This is a genomic window from Mycobacterium parmense (assembly GCF_010730575.1).
Lineage (GTDB): Bacteria > Actinomycetota > Actinomycetes > Mycobacteriales > Mycobacteriaceae > Mycobacterium > Mycobacterium parmense.
This window is the reverse complement of the sequence record NZ_AP022614.1, coordinates 2,964,452-2,978,398: the sequence shown is the minus strand read 5'-3', so window position 1 is coordinate 2,978,398 and position 13,947 is coordinate 2,964,452. Positions and strand designations below refer to the sequence as shown.

At 68.3% G+C, this 13,947-nt stretch carries 13 protein-coding genes and 2 pseudogenes; 11 read left to right on the top strand and 4 right to left on the bottom strand.

Translation table 11 applies throughout. The features are described 5' to 3' along the window. Positions 1 to 64: 64 nt before the first annotated feature. Both G6N48_RS13605 and nudC read left to right on the top strand, forming a co-directional pair. The gene (locus tag G6N48_RS13605) at positions 65 to 1,135 is read left to right on the top strand and encodes a potassium channel family protein (protein ID WP_085267697.1); all 1,071 of its coding nucleotides are present in this window, start codon (positions 65 to 67) and stop codon (positions 1,133 to 1,135) included. A gap of 228 nt (positions 1,136 to 1,363) precedes the next feature. Continuing rightward, positions 1,364 to 2,296, top strand: a complete 933-nt coding sequence (gene nudC / locus G6N48_RS13600; protein WP_085267698.1) for an NAD(+) diphosphatase — start codon at positions 1,364 to 1,366, stop codon at positions 2,294 to 2,296. A 57-nt stretch (positions 2,297 to 2,353) separates the two neighbouring features. On the opposite strand, the gene G6N48_RS13595 is transcribed toward nudC, so the two are convergent. Next, positions 2,354 to 2,608 carry a mycoredoxin gene (locus tag G6N48_RS13595; RefSeq protein ID WP_085267699.1) on the bottom strand — a complete coding sequence of 85 codons (255 nt, stop codon included), beginning with the start codon at positions 2,606 to 2,608 and terminating at the stop codon, positions 2,354 to 2,356. A 105-nt stretch (positions 2,609 to 2,713) separates the two neighbouring features. Between G6N48_RS13595 and G6N48_RS13590 the strand changes: the two genes are divergently transcribed. The 3 genes from G6N48_RS13590 (at position 2,714) to G6N48_RS13585 (ending at position 5,446) form a co-directional block, all read left to right on the top strand. Then, positions 2,714 to 4,813 carry an ATP-dependent DNA helicase UvrD2 gene (locus tag G6N48_RS13590; protein ID WP_163670832.1) on the top strand — a complete coding sequence of 700 codons (2,100 nt, stop codon included), beginning with the start codon at positions 2,714 to 2,716 and terminating at the stop codon, positions 4,811 to 4,813. Between the two features lie 98 nt (positions 4,814 to 4,911). Beyond that, positions 4,912 to 5,043, top strand: a complete 132-nt coding sequence (locus tag G6N48_RS28665; protein WP_264049898.1) for a hypothetical protein — start codon at positions 4,912 to 4,914, stop codon at positions 5,041 to 5,043. Between the two features lie 136 nt (positions 5,044 to 5,179). Continuing rightward, on the top strand, positions 5,180 to 5,446 hold the full coding sequence (locus G6N48_RS13585) for a WhiB family transcriptional regulator (protein ID WP_085267700.1): 267 nt from the start codon (positions 5,180 to 5,182) through the stop codon (positions 5,444 to 5,446). A 46-nt stretch (positions 5,447 to 5,492) separates the two neighbouring features. On the opposite strand, the gene G6N48_RS13580 is transcribed toward G6N48_RS13585, so the two are convergent. Both G6N48_RS13580 and G6N48_RS13575 read right to left on the bottom strand, forming a co-directional pair. Further along, the gene (locus G6N48_RS13580; RefSeq protein WP_085268032.1) at positions 5,493 to 6,836 is read right to left on the bottom strand and encodes a macrolide-binding ATPase MABP-1; all 1,344 of its coding nucleotides are present in this window, start codon (positions 6,834 to 6,836) and stop codon (positions 5,493 to 5,495) included. A gap of 67 nt (positions 6,837 to 6,903) precedes the next feature. After that, a pseudogene (locus G6N48_RS13575) lies at positions 6,904 to 7,194 on the bottom strand (cyclodehydratase); the annotation flags it as partial. A 21-nt stretch (positions 7,195 to 7,215) separates the two neighbouring features. On the opposite strand from G6N48_RS13575, the gene G6N48_RS13570 reads away from it, so the two are divergent. The 5 genes and pseudogenes from G6N48_RS13570 (at position 7,216) to G6N48_RS13560 (ending at position 12,278) form a co-directional block, all read left to right on the top strand. Then, on the top strand, positions 7,216 to 8,784 hold the full coding sequence (locus tag G6N48_RS13570; RefSeq protein WP_232066621.1) for a recombinase family protein: 1,569 nt from the start codon (positions 7,216 to 7,218) through the stop codon (positions 8,782 to 8,784). Between the two features lie 560 nt (positions 8,785 to 9,344). Then, positions 9,345 to 9,440 (top strand): annotated as a pseudogene (locus G6N48_RS28935) (hypothetical protein); the annotation flags it as partial. Positions 9,441 to 9,561: 121 nt separating this feature from the next. Next, positions 9,562 to 9,828 (top strand): FDXHR family putative zinc-binding protein, encoded by a 267-nt coding sequence (locus G6N48_RS29050; RefSeq protein ID WP_428841974.1) that lies wholly within the window; start codon positions 9,562 to 9,564, stop codon positions 9,826 to 9,828. Between the two features lie 636 nt (positions 9,829 to 10,464). After that, the gene (locus G6N48_RS13565) at positions 10,465 to 11,454 is read left to right on the top strand and encodes a hypothetical protein (protein WP_139825623.1); all 990 of its coding nucleotides are present in this window, start codon (positions 10,465 to 10,467) and stop codon (positions 11,452 to 11,454) included. A gap of 35 nt (positions 11,455 to 11,489) precedes the next feature. Continuing rightward, a complete protein-coding gene (locus G6N48_RS13560; RefSeq protein ID WP_085267702.1) occupies positions 11,490 to 12,278 on the top strand; it encodes a hypothetical protein in 789 nt (262 codons plus the stop codon). Here G6N48_RS13560 and G6N48_RS13555 read toward each other — a convergent pair. Next, complete coding sequence (locus tag G6N48_RS13555; RefSeq protein WP_085267703.1) at positions 12,275 to 12,745, bottom strand: DUF488 domain-containing protein; 471 nt, start codon at positions 12,743 to 12,745, stop codon at positions 12,275 to 12,277. The genes G6N48_RS13560 and G6N48_RS13555 overlap by 4 nt on opposite strands. Before the next feature lie 97 nt (positions 12,746 to 12,842). On the opposite strand from G6N48_RS13555, the gene G6N48_RS13550 reads away from it, so the two are divergent. Continuing rightward, complete coding sequence (locus G6N48_RS13550) at positions 12,843 to 13,676, top strand: TIGR02391 family protein (RefSeq protein ID WP_085267704.1); 834 nt, start codon at positions 12,843 to 12,845, stop codon at positions 13,674 to 13,676. The last annotated feature ends 271 nt before the right edge of the window (positions 13,677 to 13,947 follow it).

The following is a 13,947-nucleotide window of genomic DNA, read 5'->3' as shown; positions in this document are numbered from 1 at the left end:
GATCGTGGTTACATAAGAGTCGTGCGTGTCTCGTGCGCTGTGGTCAAGCCGATGACGGGCCGCCGTGGGCAACGGTAGGTCGCGCAGGCTGAGCGGTCTCGACGAGACGCTGGCGGCCCAACCGGGTCATCAACTGGTCGGCGTGCTGCGAATCCCCGAGGAGCACGGCAGCCCGTTCCGCGTCATCGCGCGACGGGTGGCGATCGCGCTGGTGGTCCTGTTCGCGGCCGCCCTCATCGTCTACCTGGACCGCAGCGGCTACCGCGATGTGCGCGGCGAGCGGCTGACGTTCCTGGACACCGTCTACTTCGCGGCGGTGTCCCTGTCGACGACGGGCTACGGCGACATCACCCCATACACGGAGACCGCGCGCCTGACCCACACCCTGATCTTCACGCCGCTGCGGATCGCCTTCCTGGCCGTGTTGGTCGGCACGACGCTCGAGGTCCTCTCCGAGCGGTCCCGGCAGGCGTGGAAGATCCAGCGTTGGAGGAGCAGAGTGCGCAACCACACCATCGTCATCGGCTACGGGACCAAGGGGAAGACGGCGGTGGCCGCGATCGTGGGTGACGAGGCCTCGCAAGGCGAAATCGTCGTCGTCGACACCGACAGGACGGCGCTCGAGCACGCGGCGACCGCGGGCCTGGTCACGGTGCACGGCGACGCCACCAAGGCCGACGTGCTGAGGCTGGCCGGGGCGCAGCACGCGGTCTCGATCATCGTGGCCACCAGCCGCGACGACACCGCCGTGCTGGTCACGCTGACGGCGCGCGAACTCGCGCCCACGGCCAAGATCGTCGCCTCGATCCGGGAGGCCGAGAACCAGCACCTGCTGCAGCAGTCGGGAGCGGACTCGGTGGTGGTCTCCTCGGAGACCGCCGGCCGGCTGCTCGGGCTGGCCACGACGACGCCCAGCGTCGTGGAGATGATCGAGGACCTGCTCACACCGGACATGGGGCTGGCAATCGCTGAACGTGAGGTCGAGCAGACCGAGGTCGGGGGATCGCCGCGGCACCTTCGCGACATCGTGCTCGGTGTGGTGCGCGACGGTCACCTGCTGCGCATCGGTGCGCCCGAGGTGGACGCCATCGAGGCGACCGACCGGCTGTTGTACATCCGGAACGCGGGGCACTAGTGGCGATCGCGAGCGCGGCGCAGCCGGGCGCGGCGGGTCGCCGCGGGGTGGGGCGAGTGGCGATCGCGAGCGCGGCGCAGCCGGGCGCGGCGGGTCGTCGCGGGGTGGGGCGAGTGGCGATCGCGAGCGCGGCGCAGCCGGGCGCGGCGGGTCGCCGCGGGTGGGGCGAGTGGCGATCGCGAGCGCGGCGCAGCCGGGCGCGGCGGGTCGCCGCGGATCGGGAATCTAGTGGCCTTCGCGGATTTGCGGTTGCGGGAGGTTCCGCTGCTGTCGCGCGTCGGCGCCGACCGCGCCGATCAGCTACGCACGGACGTCGACGCGGCGGCCGCGGGCTGGCCGGATGCGGCGCTGCTGCGAGTGGATTCGCGCAACCAGGTGCTCGTCGCCGACTCGCGGGTGGTGCTCGGTGCCGCGGCGACGCTGGCGGACAAGCCTCCGCCGGAGGCGGTGTTTCTGGGCCGGCTGGACAGCGGCCGGCACGTGTGGGCCATCCGGGGACCGCTGGAAGCGCCCGAGGACGCCGGCGTGCACGCCGAGGTGGTGAACCTGCGCGGCCTCGCCTCGGACCTCGACGACACCAGCAGCCAGTTGGTGTCGTCGGCCGTCGCGCTGCTCAATTGGCATGACAAGGCCAGGTACAGCTCGGTGGACGGCTCGCCGACGCGTCCCGCGCGGGCGGGCTGGTCGCGCGTCAACCCGGTCACCGGGCACGAGGAGTTCCCGCGCATCGATCCCGCGGTGATCTGCCTGGTGCACGACGGCGCCGACCGCGCCGTTCTGGCGCGCCAGGCTGTGTGGCCCGAGCGGATGTTCTCGCTGCTGGCCGGATTTGTCGAAGCCGGGGAGTCTTTCGAGGTGTGTGTGGCCCGGGAGATTCGCGAGGAGATCGGCCTGACGGTCCGCGACGTGCGCTATCTGGGCAGCCAGCCGTGGCCGTTTCCGCGTTCGCTGATGGTCGGCTTCCATGCCGTCGCCGACCCGGCCGAAGATTTCGCGTTCAACGACGGAGAGATTGCCGAGGCGGCGTGGTTCACCCGCGACGAGGTGCGCGCCGCGCTCGCCGCGGGTGACTGGGCCACCGCCTCGGACTCGAAACTGCTTCTGCCCGGGTCGATTTCGATCGCCCGTGTGATAATCGAATCGTGGGCCGAAAGCGACTGATCCCGCCGCCGGCCCATAATGCGGGCCCGGCAGCGGCCGGCGGCCGCCCCCGCGCCGTCAGCCGCTGACTTCGGCCAGCTTCGCCTTGACCTGTGCCGCGCTCGGGTTGGTCATCGTCGTCCCGTCGGCGAACTTCACGGTCGGCACCGTCATGTTGCCGCCGTTGACCGAACCGACGAACTTGGCCGCCGCGGGGTCGTGTTCGATGTCGACCGCCTCGTAGGGGATTCCGCTGGACTTGAGCACGGTCATGAGCCGGTGGCAGTAGCCGCACCACGACGTCGTGTAGACGGTGATCGCAGAGTTGGTCATAAGCCCTCAAACGTAGCCGGGTGTCGATGCATTCCGCGCTCGGGGGGTGTGCGGCGGCGTGGCGCTGCGCGCGGGCTGTCGGCCATCACTGACAAGATGGGGGCCATGCCGATGGTCGCCGATGCCTTGACCGCGGGGCTGGACGACGAGCAGCGCGATGCCGTGCTGGCTCCGCGTGGCCCGGTGTGTGTCCTCGCGGGCGCCGGCACGGGCAAGACCCGCACCATAACGCACCGTATCGCCCATCTCGTGGCGGGCGGTCACGTCGCTCCCGCGCAGGTGCTGGCGGTCACGTTCACCCAGCGCGCGGCGGGGGAGATGCGTTCGCGGCTGCGGGCGCTCGACGGGGCGGCGAACTCTGCGGCGGGCGTGGGCGCGGTACAGGCGTTGACGTTTCACGCGGCCGCGCACCGCCAGCTGCGGTACTTCTGGCCGCGCGTGGTCGGTGACACGGGTTGGCAGCTGCTCGACAGCAAGTTCGCGATCGTGGCCCGCGCGGCCAACCGCTCGAGGGTCAACGCCGGCACCGACGACGTGCGCGACCTGGCCGGTGAGATCGAGTGGGCCAAGGCGTCGCTCATCGGCCCCGAGCAGTATCCGGCCGCCGTGGCCGCCGCGGGTCGGGACGCCCCGTTGGACGCCGCCAAGACGGCGGCCGTCTACGCCGCCTATGAGGCCCTCAAGACCGTCGACCAATCGGTCACGCTGCTCGACTTCGACGATCTGCTGCTGCACACCGCGGCGGCCATCGAGAACGACGCCGCCGTGGCCGAGGAGTTCCGCGACCGCTACCGCTGCTTCGTCGTCGACGAGTACCAGGACGTCACGCCGCTGCAGCAGCGGGTGCTCTCGGCGTGGCTTGGCGACCGGGACGACCTGACCGTCGTCGGTGACGCCAACCAGACCATCTATTCGTTCACCGGGGCTTCGCCTCGGTTCCTGCTCGACTTCTCGCGCCGCTTCCCCGACGCCACCGTGGTGCGCCTGGAGCGCGACTACCGGTCCACCCCGCAGGTCGTCTCCCTGGCCAACCAGGTGATCGCCGCGGCGCGGGGCCGGGTGGCCGGCAGCAAGCTGCACCTCGTCGGCCAGCGCCCGCCCGGGCCGGCCCCGTCCTTCGACGAGCACCCCGACGAGCGTGCCGAGGCCGCCGCGGTGGCCAAGTCGATCGCCGGGCTGATTGAATCGGGCACCCCGCCCGCCGAGATCGCCGTCCTGTACCGGGTCAACGCGCAGTCCGAGATCTACGAGGAGGCGCTGACCGAGGCGGGCATCGCCTATCAGGTCCGCGGCGGCGAGGGATTCTTCACCCGTCAGGAGATCAAGCAGGCAATGCTGGCGCTGCAGCGCGCCGCCGATCGCGACGCCGAGGGCTCGGTGCCGGAGGTGGTGCGCGCGGTCCTGGAACCGCTGGGACTGACGGCCGAGGAGCCGGCCGGTACCAAGGCCCGCGAGCGCTGGGAGGCGTTGACCGCACTGGCCGAACTGGTGGACGACGAGGTGGCGCAGCGCCCGCAGCTCGGCCTCGATGGGCTGGTCGCCGAACTGCGGTCGCGCGCCGACGCGCGGCACCCACCGGTGGTGCAGGGCGTCACGCTGGCGTCGCTGCACGCCGCCAAGGGCCTCGAGTGGGACGCGGTCTTCCTGGTCGGGCTGGCCGACGGCACGCTGCCCATCTCGCACGCGCTGTCCCACGGCGCCGAGAGCGAGCCGGTCGAAGAGGAGCGTCGGCTCTTGTACGTCGGAATCACAAGGGCCAGGGTGCATTTGGCGCTCAGCTGGGCGCTTGCCCGCAGCCCCGGCGGGCGGCAGAGCCGCAAGCCCTCGCGGTTCCTCAACGGCATTGCGCCGCAGACGCGGGCGGACCCGGCCCCCAGCCGGTCGCGCCGCAACCGCGGCGGCACCACCCGCTGCCGGGTCTGCAACAAGGACCTGGCCAGCGCCGCGGCCGTCATGCTGCGGCGCTGCGAGACGTGCGCCGCCGACATCGACGAGGAGCTGTTGGGGCGGCTCAAGGCGTGGCGACTGGACGTCGCCAAGGAGCAGAAGGTGCCCGCCTACGTCGTCTTCACCGACAACACGCTGATCGCGATCGCCGAACTGCGGCCCGGCGACGAGGAGGCGCTGATCGCCATCCCGGGCATCGGCGCGCGCAAGCTCGAACAGTACGGCGCCGACGTGCTGGCCTTGGTCCGCGCACGCTGAAGGGCGAACGCGCAGGTCAGAAATTCGGTTGTGGGGACCGGCGCCGACCGTCTACCCTCGAAACCGCAGTCTGAGGGCGTGAAAGGGAGGTGGCCGCGATGATCAACGACGCGTTGAAGTTGTCTGCGGCGCCGGCCGCGCGCATCTCCCATGCCGCCGCCGCACCGGCGGCCGCGGTCAAGCACCGCGCCGCCGCCGCGACCGCGTCCGTGGATCGGAGCCATACCTGAGCGCATAGCCCGGTATTCACCCAGATGGCCACGGACCCGAGTCAAGGATCCGTGGCCCTCGTTTTTCCCGACAGTCCACCTGGCCCGGATCACCGCAAACGGAGAACCACCCGACCAGGAAGCAGGTATCCAGGACATGTCGGAAATCCCCAGACAGGTCTTCAGAGCAGCACTGCCGTGTCACGTCGGCGACCCTGATCTCTGGTTCGCCGAGGCCCCTGCCGATCTCGAACACGCCAAGGCGCTGTGCGCCGGCTGCCCGATCCGGCGCCAGTGCCTGGCGGCCGCTGTCGAACGCGCCGAACCCTGGGGTGTGTGGGGCGGCGAGATCTTCGACCGCGGCTCGATCCTGGACTACAAACGCCCGCGCGGACGCCCCCGCAAGGCGCAAGTCGCGGCCTGAACCCGCGGCGGCGGCCCGCTCCACCGGCCAACACGCCGGCAGGGGATCAGACGACGACGGAGTCGGGTTCGGCGAAGCCGGGGATCAGCTCTTCGGACAGCCGCTTGATCGGCACGTGCGCGTTGAGCTGGCAGAGGATCGCGGCCACCGACGAGATGACCCGCATCGGAATGGCCAGCTGGACGGGCAGGTCCATCTGCCGGGCCGTCTTGATCTGGGAGACCGAGCGGTCGATCTGCCCGACCGTCATCTTCTGCAGCCACTTGCGGGTGTAGTGGAAGACGTCGACCTCGATGGGCTCGACGTACTGGCGCAGCATCTCGTCGATGTCGCGGACCGACACCTGCTGCCCCTTCTGGATGAAGCCGACCTTCTCCATGGTCGGCAGCAGCAGGTCGTAGTTCTTGTGCAGGGCCGCCCGCATGATCAACCCGAGCTCGATCGGTAAGCCCCCGGGCAGCGGGGCCACGGCACCGAAGTCGATGACCCCCATCCGGCCGTCGGGCAGCAGCATGAAGTTCCCGGGGTGGGCGTCGCCGTGCATCATCCCGAGCCGGCGCGGCGCGTCGAAGGTGAGCTCGGTCAGCCGGGTACCGATCAGGTCGCGCTCCTCGGGGCTGCCGTCGCGGATGATCTCCGCCATCGGCACGCCCTGGATCCACTCCTGGATCACCACCTTCGGTGAGCTCGCCACGACGCGCGGCACCGCGAAGTGCGGATGGTCGTGGTAGGCCTTCGCGAACGCGCGCTGGTTGTCGGCCTCGAGCCGGTAGTCCAGTTCCATCTCGGTGCGCTGGATCAGCTCGTCGACGACGCCCTGGACGTCGGCGCCGGGGGAGAGCTGCTTGAGGACGCCGACCATCCGCTGCATGGTCTTGAGGTCGGCGCGCAGCGCCTCGTCGGCGCCCGGGTACTGGATCTTGACGGCGACGTCGCGGCCGTCGGACCACACCGCCTTGTGCACCTGGCCGATGCTGGCCGAGGCCACCGGCGTGTCGTCGAACGAGCTGAACCGGTCGCGCCATTTGGTGCCCAGCTGCGCGTCCAGCACCCGGTGCACCTTGGCCGCGGGCAGCGGCGGGGCGTCCTTCTGCAGCTTGGTCAGCGCCTCGCGGTAGGGCTCGCCGAACTCGTCGGGGATCGCGGCTTCCATCACCGACAGGGCCTGGCCGACCTTCATCGCCCCGCCCTTGAGTTCACCGAGGACGGTGAACAGCTGGTTGGCGGCCTTCTCCAGCATTTCGGCTTGGACTTCGTCCTTGGATTTGCCGGTCAGGCGTTTCCCGAAGCCGAGCGCCGCCCGGCCGGCGAAGCCGACGGGAATGCTGGCCAGCTTCGCGTTTCGCGCAGCACGGCCCCGCTTGATGTCTGCCACGTCTCCATCATCCACGACGGTGCGCCGCATCGTTGTGTTGATCTCCTAACAACTGGTTCCGGCCGTGTGAGCGCTCACCGTGTCAGCAGGAGCACAGCGGATGTCGGGTCCATCGCCGCGCGACGATGGCGCCCGCGTCGAGGTCGAATTCGAGGGTGGCGTTCAGCGTCTGCGGCGGTTCCGGGTCGTCCGCGGCGCCTTGGACGCGCACCGCGGCGATCACCCGGTTCACCTGGCTGAGCGCCAGCGCCGCGGTCGCCAGCAGAGTGGCCCTGTCGGCGACGCCGACGGTCTCGCGGAGCTGCGCGCAGATGGCCGGCCAGGCGGCGTCGCGGTCCCGGCGGTGCAGGTCGGCGCACCCCAGGCAGCTGGTAAACTCTAAGAAGGAATCACTTTGGGCAAAGGGGTTCGGGTGGCGGAACGGGCCGTGCTGTACGCACGGATCAGCGTGGACAAGACCGGCGAGCAGATCGGTGTCAACCGCCAGCTCAACGAAATGCGTGCTATGGCTTATGCACGTGGTTACGAGGTCGTCGCAGAGATTGTGGAGAACGACATCACCGCCAGCAAGGGATTACGCAGGCCCGGATATGAGCAGGTATGGGAGCTGGTCCGGTCGGAGCGGGTGGATCATGTCATCGTCTGGCAATCCTCGCGCCTGATGCGGTCACGCAGGGACCGCGCCGAGGTAATCAATACCTTCGGACAGCACAACGTCGACGTCATCGCGGTGAAGGGACCGTCGTTGGATCTCAGGTCTGCCTACGGGCGAGGCTTGGCCGACATGATGACCGCCTTCGACTCCATGGAGGGGGAGGTGAAGGCCGAGCGGGTCTCGGCCGCCATCGCCGACCTGGCCCGGCGTGGCAGGTCCTGGGGTTATGTGCCCTATGGGTGGGATCGCGAAGGCCGCGGCATCGATGCCCGACAGGTGGTCAATCACCACGAAGCGGCGGTTGTGCGTGAGCTGGTGGACCGGCTGCTGGCGGGGGAATCGCTCAACGAGCTGTACCGCGACATGAACGCGCGCGACGAACCGGCGCCCGCCTATGCCCAATGGATGAAGATTGCCGCTGAGGCTCGCGAACAACGGGTGGCCAAGGGTCGGAAGCCCCCGACCCGGAGGTGGGCCAAGTCGACGGTGCGGACGCTGGTGGTGCGAGACGCCAATGCCGCCATCCGCCGCTATCGCAAACGTGACAACGGCGGTACCGAGATGCCGGGCGACTGGGAGCCGATCGTTGAGCGGGCGAAGCATGACCGGATCGTGGCTCTCTTGTCGGCGCCCGAGCGGCGCAGCCACAACGGACCGCGCCCCGGCGCCCGTAAGCACCTGCTGACCCACGGCATCGGCAAATGCGGGGTCTGCGGCGGCATGCTGCGAGTTGCCCGGCGAAACGGTCGACGGGACCAAGCCCTGATCTACATGTGCGCAGGGCCGCGCGGGTGCACCGGTCGCGTCATGCGTGCGGTCGACGAGCTGGTTGGTCGGATCGTCATCGGGAGGCTGGCCATGCCCGACGCGCTGGACTGGATGCTCGGGGACGACGAGCGGGCGCGCCGCCTATCAGACCGTTGCGACGAACTGCAGCAGCGCCTCGATGAGGCAGCCGACTCCCAGGCCGACGGGAAGATCACCATTCGCCAGCTCGAGCGCATCACGGCCAAGCTGGCGCCGGAATTGGAGGCCACCCGCCGCGAGCGTGACGCGGCCGTCCAATCCTTGGACCTCGAGGTGTTGCGGCAGCTAGCAGGACCCAGGGCGGCCGAGACCTGGGACGCGATGCCGGTATCCGCCAAGCGGGCTGTATTGGAGACGTTGGGCATGGAGGTGGTCCTGATGCCCCGCGAAAAGCACGGGCCTGGCTTCGAACCGGAATCGGTCCTGGTGAGCTGGCGAAATGGACACTGCCCGGAGGCGGTCAAGCCCGAGCCCGACCACCGCCAGCTACCCCACGACTGAACGAGGTGAGTGGGTGAAAAGCAACTCCATCTTCGACCTACCGCGACCATTGGTGCTTGTCCGTTGCCGCCGCTGTCGTCGGCCCGCTGCGTGTTACTGGGCACGTCCCGACGGCACCGAAGGTGAATGGGTACGTCGGGATAGACGCCCCTGCCAATGCGATCCGGCACCGCAACTGCCGGAAGGCGACGAGCTGACGAAGCTCGTGGAGCGCGCGCGTCGCGGCGATCGAGGTGGCGATGGCCGCGCTCCCGTGACTACGTCTGTCTAGCCTTGCGAGCACCCCCGCTCGACCCAGGTATGATGGCGGTTACCAACTTCATCATTCGTCGGCTCCTGCGATTACCGTAGCTGCGCGCGGCAGCACTTTTAGGGCGAGAGCGGCCCCCTACCCCGATAAGGGTGGCGGTCGCATGCCCCGAATATCCCAGTCACCTGCTGAGTTGACCGCACGGAACAACTCGACCGCGTCGGCGAGATGTGGCCCCCGCCGCCCCGGGCCAGCGCGGACGCTCTTCCCTGAACTCAACTCCTCGGTTACCGAGTACGTGGAGAAGGTCCTGGCCGAAGCACCCCCGCTCACCGACGAGCAGCGGGTCAGACTTTGCGAACTTCTCCGGCCGGTCCGTAGGCGGGTCTCCGAGGCGGCGTCGTGACGAAGACGGCCCCGGATGCTAGGGGAAGTCGCACAGTCCGCGAACGTCAAACGTGCCCCCGGGGTGGTAATGACACAGTCCCCGCCGGAAAAGTCGCCCAGACCCTCGCCGCCAGGTCGCAATGGCGTTTGGTGCAAGGTGTCAGGCGGGGTGCGGACGGGCGCACTGCGACGTCTGCCATGCAACCTTCACGGTCATGCGCGCGTTCGACAAGTACAGCGCGGGCCCTAACATCGACCATGGTCGACTCTGCCCCCACCCGGACGCCGTTGGACTCGTCGACGCGCGGCGGGCTATCGCTGGGGCTATCCGGGACGCGGCGAGGATGCGGCCGCACAATGACTACCACGAGCCTGGTCGGATTGCTCCGGCCTGTTCACAGACGTGACGGCAACGCGGGGCGCTCGGTATGAACGATCGCGCGATGCCGAACATCGATCTAGGGGTCCTAGCAGCGGTGGGAATGAAGGCCGCCAAGGTGCATGCGGTCTTGGCCGCGAACGACTTGGGCGAAGGCATCCAGCTCACCCACAAGGAGATCGCCAGGGATGCCGGAATTCCATACCGGACAACTCGGAGGTGCCTGGACAAACTGCGCGACGCCGGGCTGTTGAAGCAGGAGTGTCGGTACCGCGACAACTGGCAGCAGGCGAACCTTTACCAGATCCCGGCGGGCACGCTGCCTGCTCAGAGAACTCCCGACCCGTGTCCAGAAGTGGACAGACCCCTGTCCACTTCTGGACAACCGATAGGTACCAGAAGTAGTGATATCTCTTCTTTAACTGTTGTTACTCAACAAGAAGAATCAGCCTCAGGGTTACCCTCGGATACCCCGGCGGGGTCGGCCGCCCTCCGGGCGGCCCTGGGTACCGCGGGGGCGCCAGCGGAACTTTTGGCGGGTCAGCGGTTGGATACCTGGCCGCACTCTGCGGAACCTCTTCCTGTTCCGGCCCACACCCCTGGCCGCGAAGGAACCGGTCGGAAATGGACAAGGCTGTCGGAAACTTGTCGCGAAGCTGACTGGTTGGTCACCTACTTCCACGGCTTCGTGCTGCCCCGGCACAATGCGGAGCGCGCAGCCAAAAGCTGGAAGGCAGTGGACTCCGTGGGTCCGCGGCGACTAGGCCAATGGCATAGGAGTGCCGTCGAACTGGTCCTCGATCATCCGCTGGTCGATGTGGTAAAGATCGTCGATTGGATTTTCGTCAGGTGTGATGGGTACCTGCCCGAGTCGGCAGTCGAAAAGGAAAAGGACCGAAAGCTCACCCGTCTGCGGCAGATCCTCAATTCCTACGATGCCTTGCGGGAGGCCATGGCGGGCATTTCCCCGGTTCCCGTGAAGCCTATGAAGCGGCGGGAGCCGCCCGACGAGGCCGTGATCGACGGGCTGGTGGCGCAGTTCGCCGAGTTCCGTGCTGCGCTCGGTGATCGCCGTGTCTCCGACGCCAGGAAAGCGAGCTGGGCCAAGACCTTCAGGATCATGCTGCGGAAGCATTCACACGATGAGATCAAGGCGGTGCTCGAGGCAGTGCGTGAATGTCCTGAATACGTCGATCAGCGGCGGTATAAGGACGCATACGACTTCAACCGCCGCCCCGAGGAATGGACGCGGCTGCAGGGACACGTCTTGAACCACGAGTTGATGAAGGCGAGCAGAGCCGCCAAGCCTCAGGTCGTTGTTCCGTCTGCGAAGGCCGACGATGACGATTGGCGCGACGAGGACGACGACTGGCGTTCCTGGCGCTCCAGTGGCCCTCGACCCGGGGGACAAGCCATCGACTTCTCATCCCCCGAGAACATCGAGCTCCGGCGGCTCCGCTACACGGGGCGTGAGGGTGACCATCACCGCCAGCTGGCACCAGCTACCGCCCCGCCACCGTCTCAACCTGGGGCGGGGGATCGAGCAGCGCGCACGGAAAGGTTCGCGCCAAGGTCCCCGGAGGTGGCGGCCGAAGTGGTTACCCTGCCGGAGTGGGAGACAGCGATCAGCGACGTGCGGCCGCAACAGCGCTGAAGTCCCCTCGTACGGGCGACGAGACGGCGAAGGTCATGATCACCGTCAAGACCTACCCGAACCCGAGCGAGACGTACGGCGAGACCGTCTGCGTGGCTGGCGTCAGGCTCGATCGCGGCCGCCCCGAGTGGATTCGCCTCTACCCGGTGAAGTTCCGCAACGCCGACTTCGACAGTCAGTTCAAAAAGTACGAGATTATTCTGGTGAACGGCACGTACCACCAGTCCAACGACAACCGCCCGGAGTCGTTCCGGCCGCGCCAGGACGAGCTGGTGCACGTGGAGCAACTTGGTACGACCAGTAACTGGCAGCGGCGTCGGATGAACCTCGGCGGCCTCATCGGCGCCACGACGATGTGCGAGCTCCTCGACCAGAACCCCAGGGGCGGCATGGCGACCCCGGCGCCGTCACTGGGCCTGATCAAGCCCACCGACGTCGAGGTGGCCGTCATCGACGGCGACCCGTGGACTGCGGACGAGCAGGCGAAGATCGACAAGGCTTCTGCGCCGGACCTGTTCGGCACCTCGCTCAAGCCCCTCGAGCCCGCGCCGTTCGCGGTCCGGTACAAGTACCGCTGCGCGTCGCCGAAGTGCAAAGGACACGAGCAGAAGGTGCTCGACTGGGAGGCCGGGCAGGGCGGCAGAAAGTGGTTACGCGATTACGGCGTTGACGGCGCCAGGGAAGCGATGCTCAAGAAGTGGCGCGACGAGATGTTGTCGGCGGACAACGACGTGCACTTCTACGTCGGCAACCAGAACCGCCGTCGCCGGTCGTTTTCCGTCCTCGGCGTCTGGCGCCCGAAGTTCGAGAACCCCTTGTTCTAGACGTGCACCACGGCGGACATGGGCCGGGCTTCGAGCAGCCTGCGCACGACGATGTCGCGGTGGCACTCGGCGTGGTCGTACTCGAAGCACAGCAGCGCCACGACGCCGCCGTCCAGCAGCTCGGACACATGGGCCAGCGCGTCGGTCGCGGCGGCGGTCTCGAGGACGTCGCGGTACCGGGCGCGGGACCCCGGCTCACCGGCGCGGAATCCGGCGCGGTTGTCCTTCGGATTGCCGAGTGCGCGGTGGTGCACGTAGCCGATGCCCACGGCGGCGAGGGCCTCGGAAAGCTTCGTCTTCGACAGTCCGGGCTTCCGGCTCAGCGGGGTCAGGCGTACGTCCACGAGCACGCGCACGCCCTGTTCGAGCAGCTGGGCGACGAGATCGTCGACGCTCTTCCCCTCGTACCCGATGCTCACAAGCGTCCCCGTAGCGGCGGCGTGCGAGGTGGTGTCAGCGGTGCCCATGGTCCCTATGGTGCATCACCCCCCACGACGGTGAGCAGTAACCCCGCGGGTGCGCGATGGAACCGTGACTGTCGCCGCGCGGAGATAGCCTGCTGCGATGGCGGCCAGCACCATCTCACCGTTCGGTCACGGCTCGATCGAGAACATCGCGAGGATCATCGGAGAGCTGTACACCGGACCTGAACTCACACGAGTCCTTGCGTCCGTCGGGATGCCGGACCCGCTCGGCGCGACGGCGACTAAGTGGAAGCGCCTCGCCGCGAGCATGCAGGAGAAGCAGTACTCGCAGCGGGACGGCCGGCCGATCCTCGCCGTCATCACCGCGGCGATGAAGCCCGACATGGTCTGGGACCGCCAGGCCAAGGCCGCGGTGGCCCGTGACGAGCTGACCCAGGTGCTGTCACTGTCGGGCTATCGGGTGCGCGACGACGGCAAGATCGGCCCCGCCACGAAGGCCACCACGGCCTCGGAGGCCTCGGCCCGGAGCGGGCGGCTGCGCCACTTGCTCGAAGCACGCGACGCGCATCCGGAGGTGATCCGCCACTGCCGCGAGGAGCTGCTGCGCAAGGACTGCTACGAGGCCGTGTTCGAAGCGGTCAAGGGCCTCGGCACCCGGCTGCGGGAGAAGTCGGGGCTCGACGAAGACGGCCGCGCTCTCGTCCAGGCAGCGCTACGCGGGAAGCAGCCGCGGGTGCACCTCACCAACTGCTCCACCGTCACCGAGCGCAACGAGCAAGAGGGCATCGCACTGCTGGCCGAAGGTGTCTTCGCGGCGTTCCGGAACCCTGCGGCGCACGAGCCTCGGCTGGTGTGGGAGGTGTCCGAGCAGGACGCGCTCGACGTGCTGGGCACTCTGTCGATGATCCACCGCCGCCTCGATGGTGCCCGTCCAGACGCAACCGGACGCGGGACCGAGCCCCGGCCACGGTGATGGGCCAGCACCACCCGGCACACCGCAGAGACGCTGCGCAGGAACCGTCGCTCAGGCGAGGATCGGGTGTCCTAAGTACTGACCCAAGTCCCGCCCCTACGGCCGTGCACGCCAATGGATCGGGCAACCCTCATCGAAGTACGGAGCACGAAAACGATGAATAAGTCACTCTCGAACGAGGCCGTCCGCACCGCGATGCGCGCCCTCTTTCTTGCTCTGGGCGAGCCGGATCGAGCGGCGCTGTCCGAGTCGGAAGAGTCTCTTCCGGACA

Coding starts and splice junctions, on each gene's coding strand:
- G6N48_RS13595 (WP_085267699.1), bottom strand. CDS start 2,608: ATGACCAACTCTGCGATCACCGTCTACACGACGTCGTGGTGCGGCTAC.
- G6N48_RS13590 (WP_163670832.1), top strand. CDS start 2,714: ATGCCGATGGTCGCCGATGCCTTGACCGCGGGGCTGGACGACGAGCAG.
- G6N48_RS28665 (WP_264049898.1), top strand. CDS start 4,912: ATGATCAACGACGCGTTGAAGTTGTCTGCGGCGCCGGCCGCGCGCATC.
- G6N48_RS13585 (WP_085267700.1), top strand. CDS start 5,180: ATGTCGGAAATCCCCAGACAGGTCTTCAGAGCAGCACTGCCGTGTCAC.
- G6N48_RS29050 (WP_428841974.1), top strand. CDS start 9,562: ATGGCGTTTGGTGCAAGGTGTCAGGCGGGGTGCGGACGGGCGCACTGC.
- G6N48_RS13560 (WP_085267702.1), top strand. CDS start 11,490: ATGATCACCGTCAAGACCTACCCGAACCCGAGCGAGACGTACGGCGAG.
- G6N48_RS13555 (WP_085267703.1), bottom strand. CDS start 12,745: ATGGGCACCGCTGACACCACCTCGCACGCCGCCGCTACGGGGACGCTT.
- G6N48_RS13550 (WP_085267704.1), top strand. CDS start 12,843: ATGGCGGCCAGCACCATCTCACCGTTCGGTCACGGCTCGATCGAGAAC.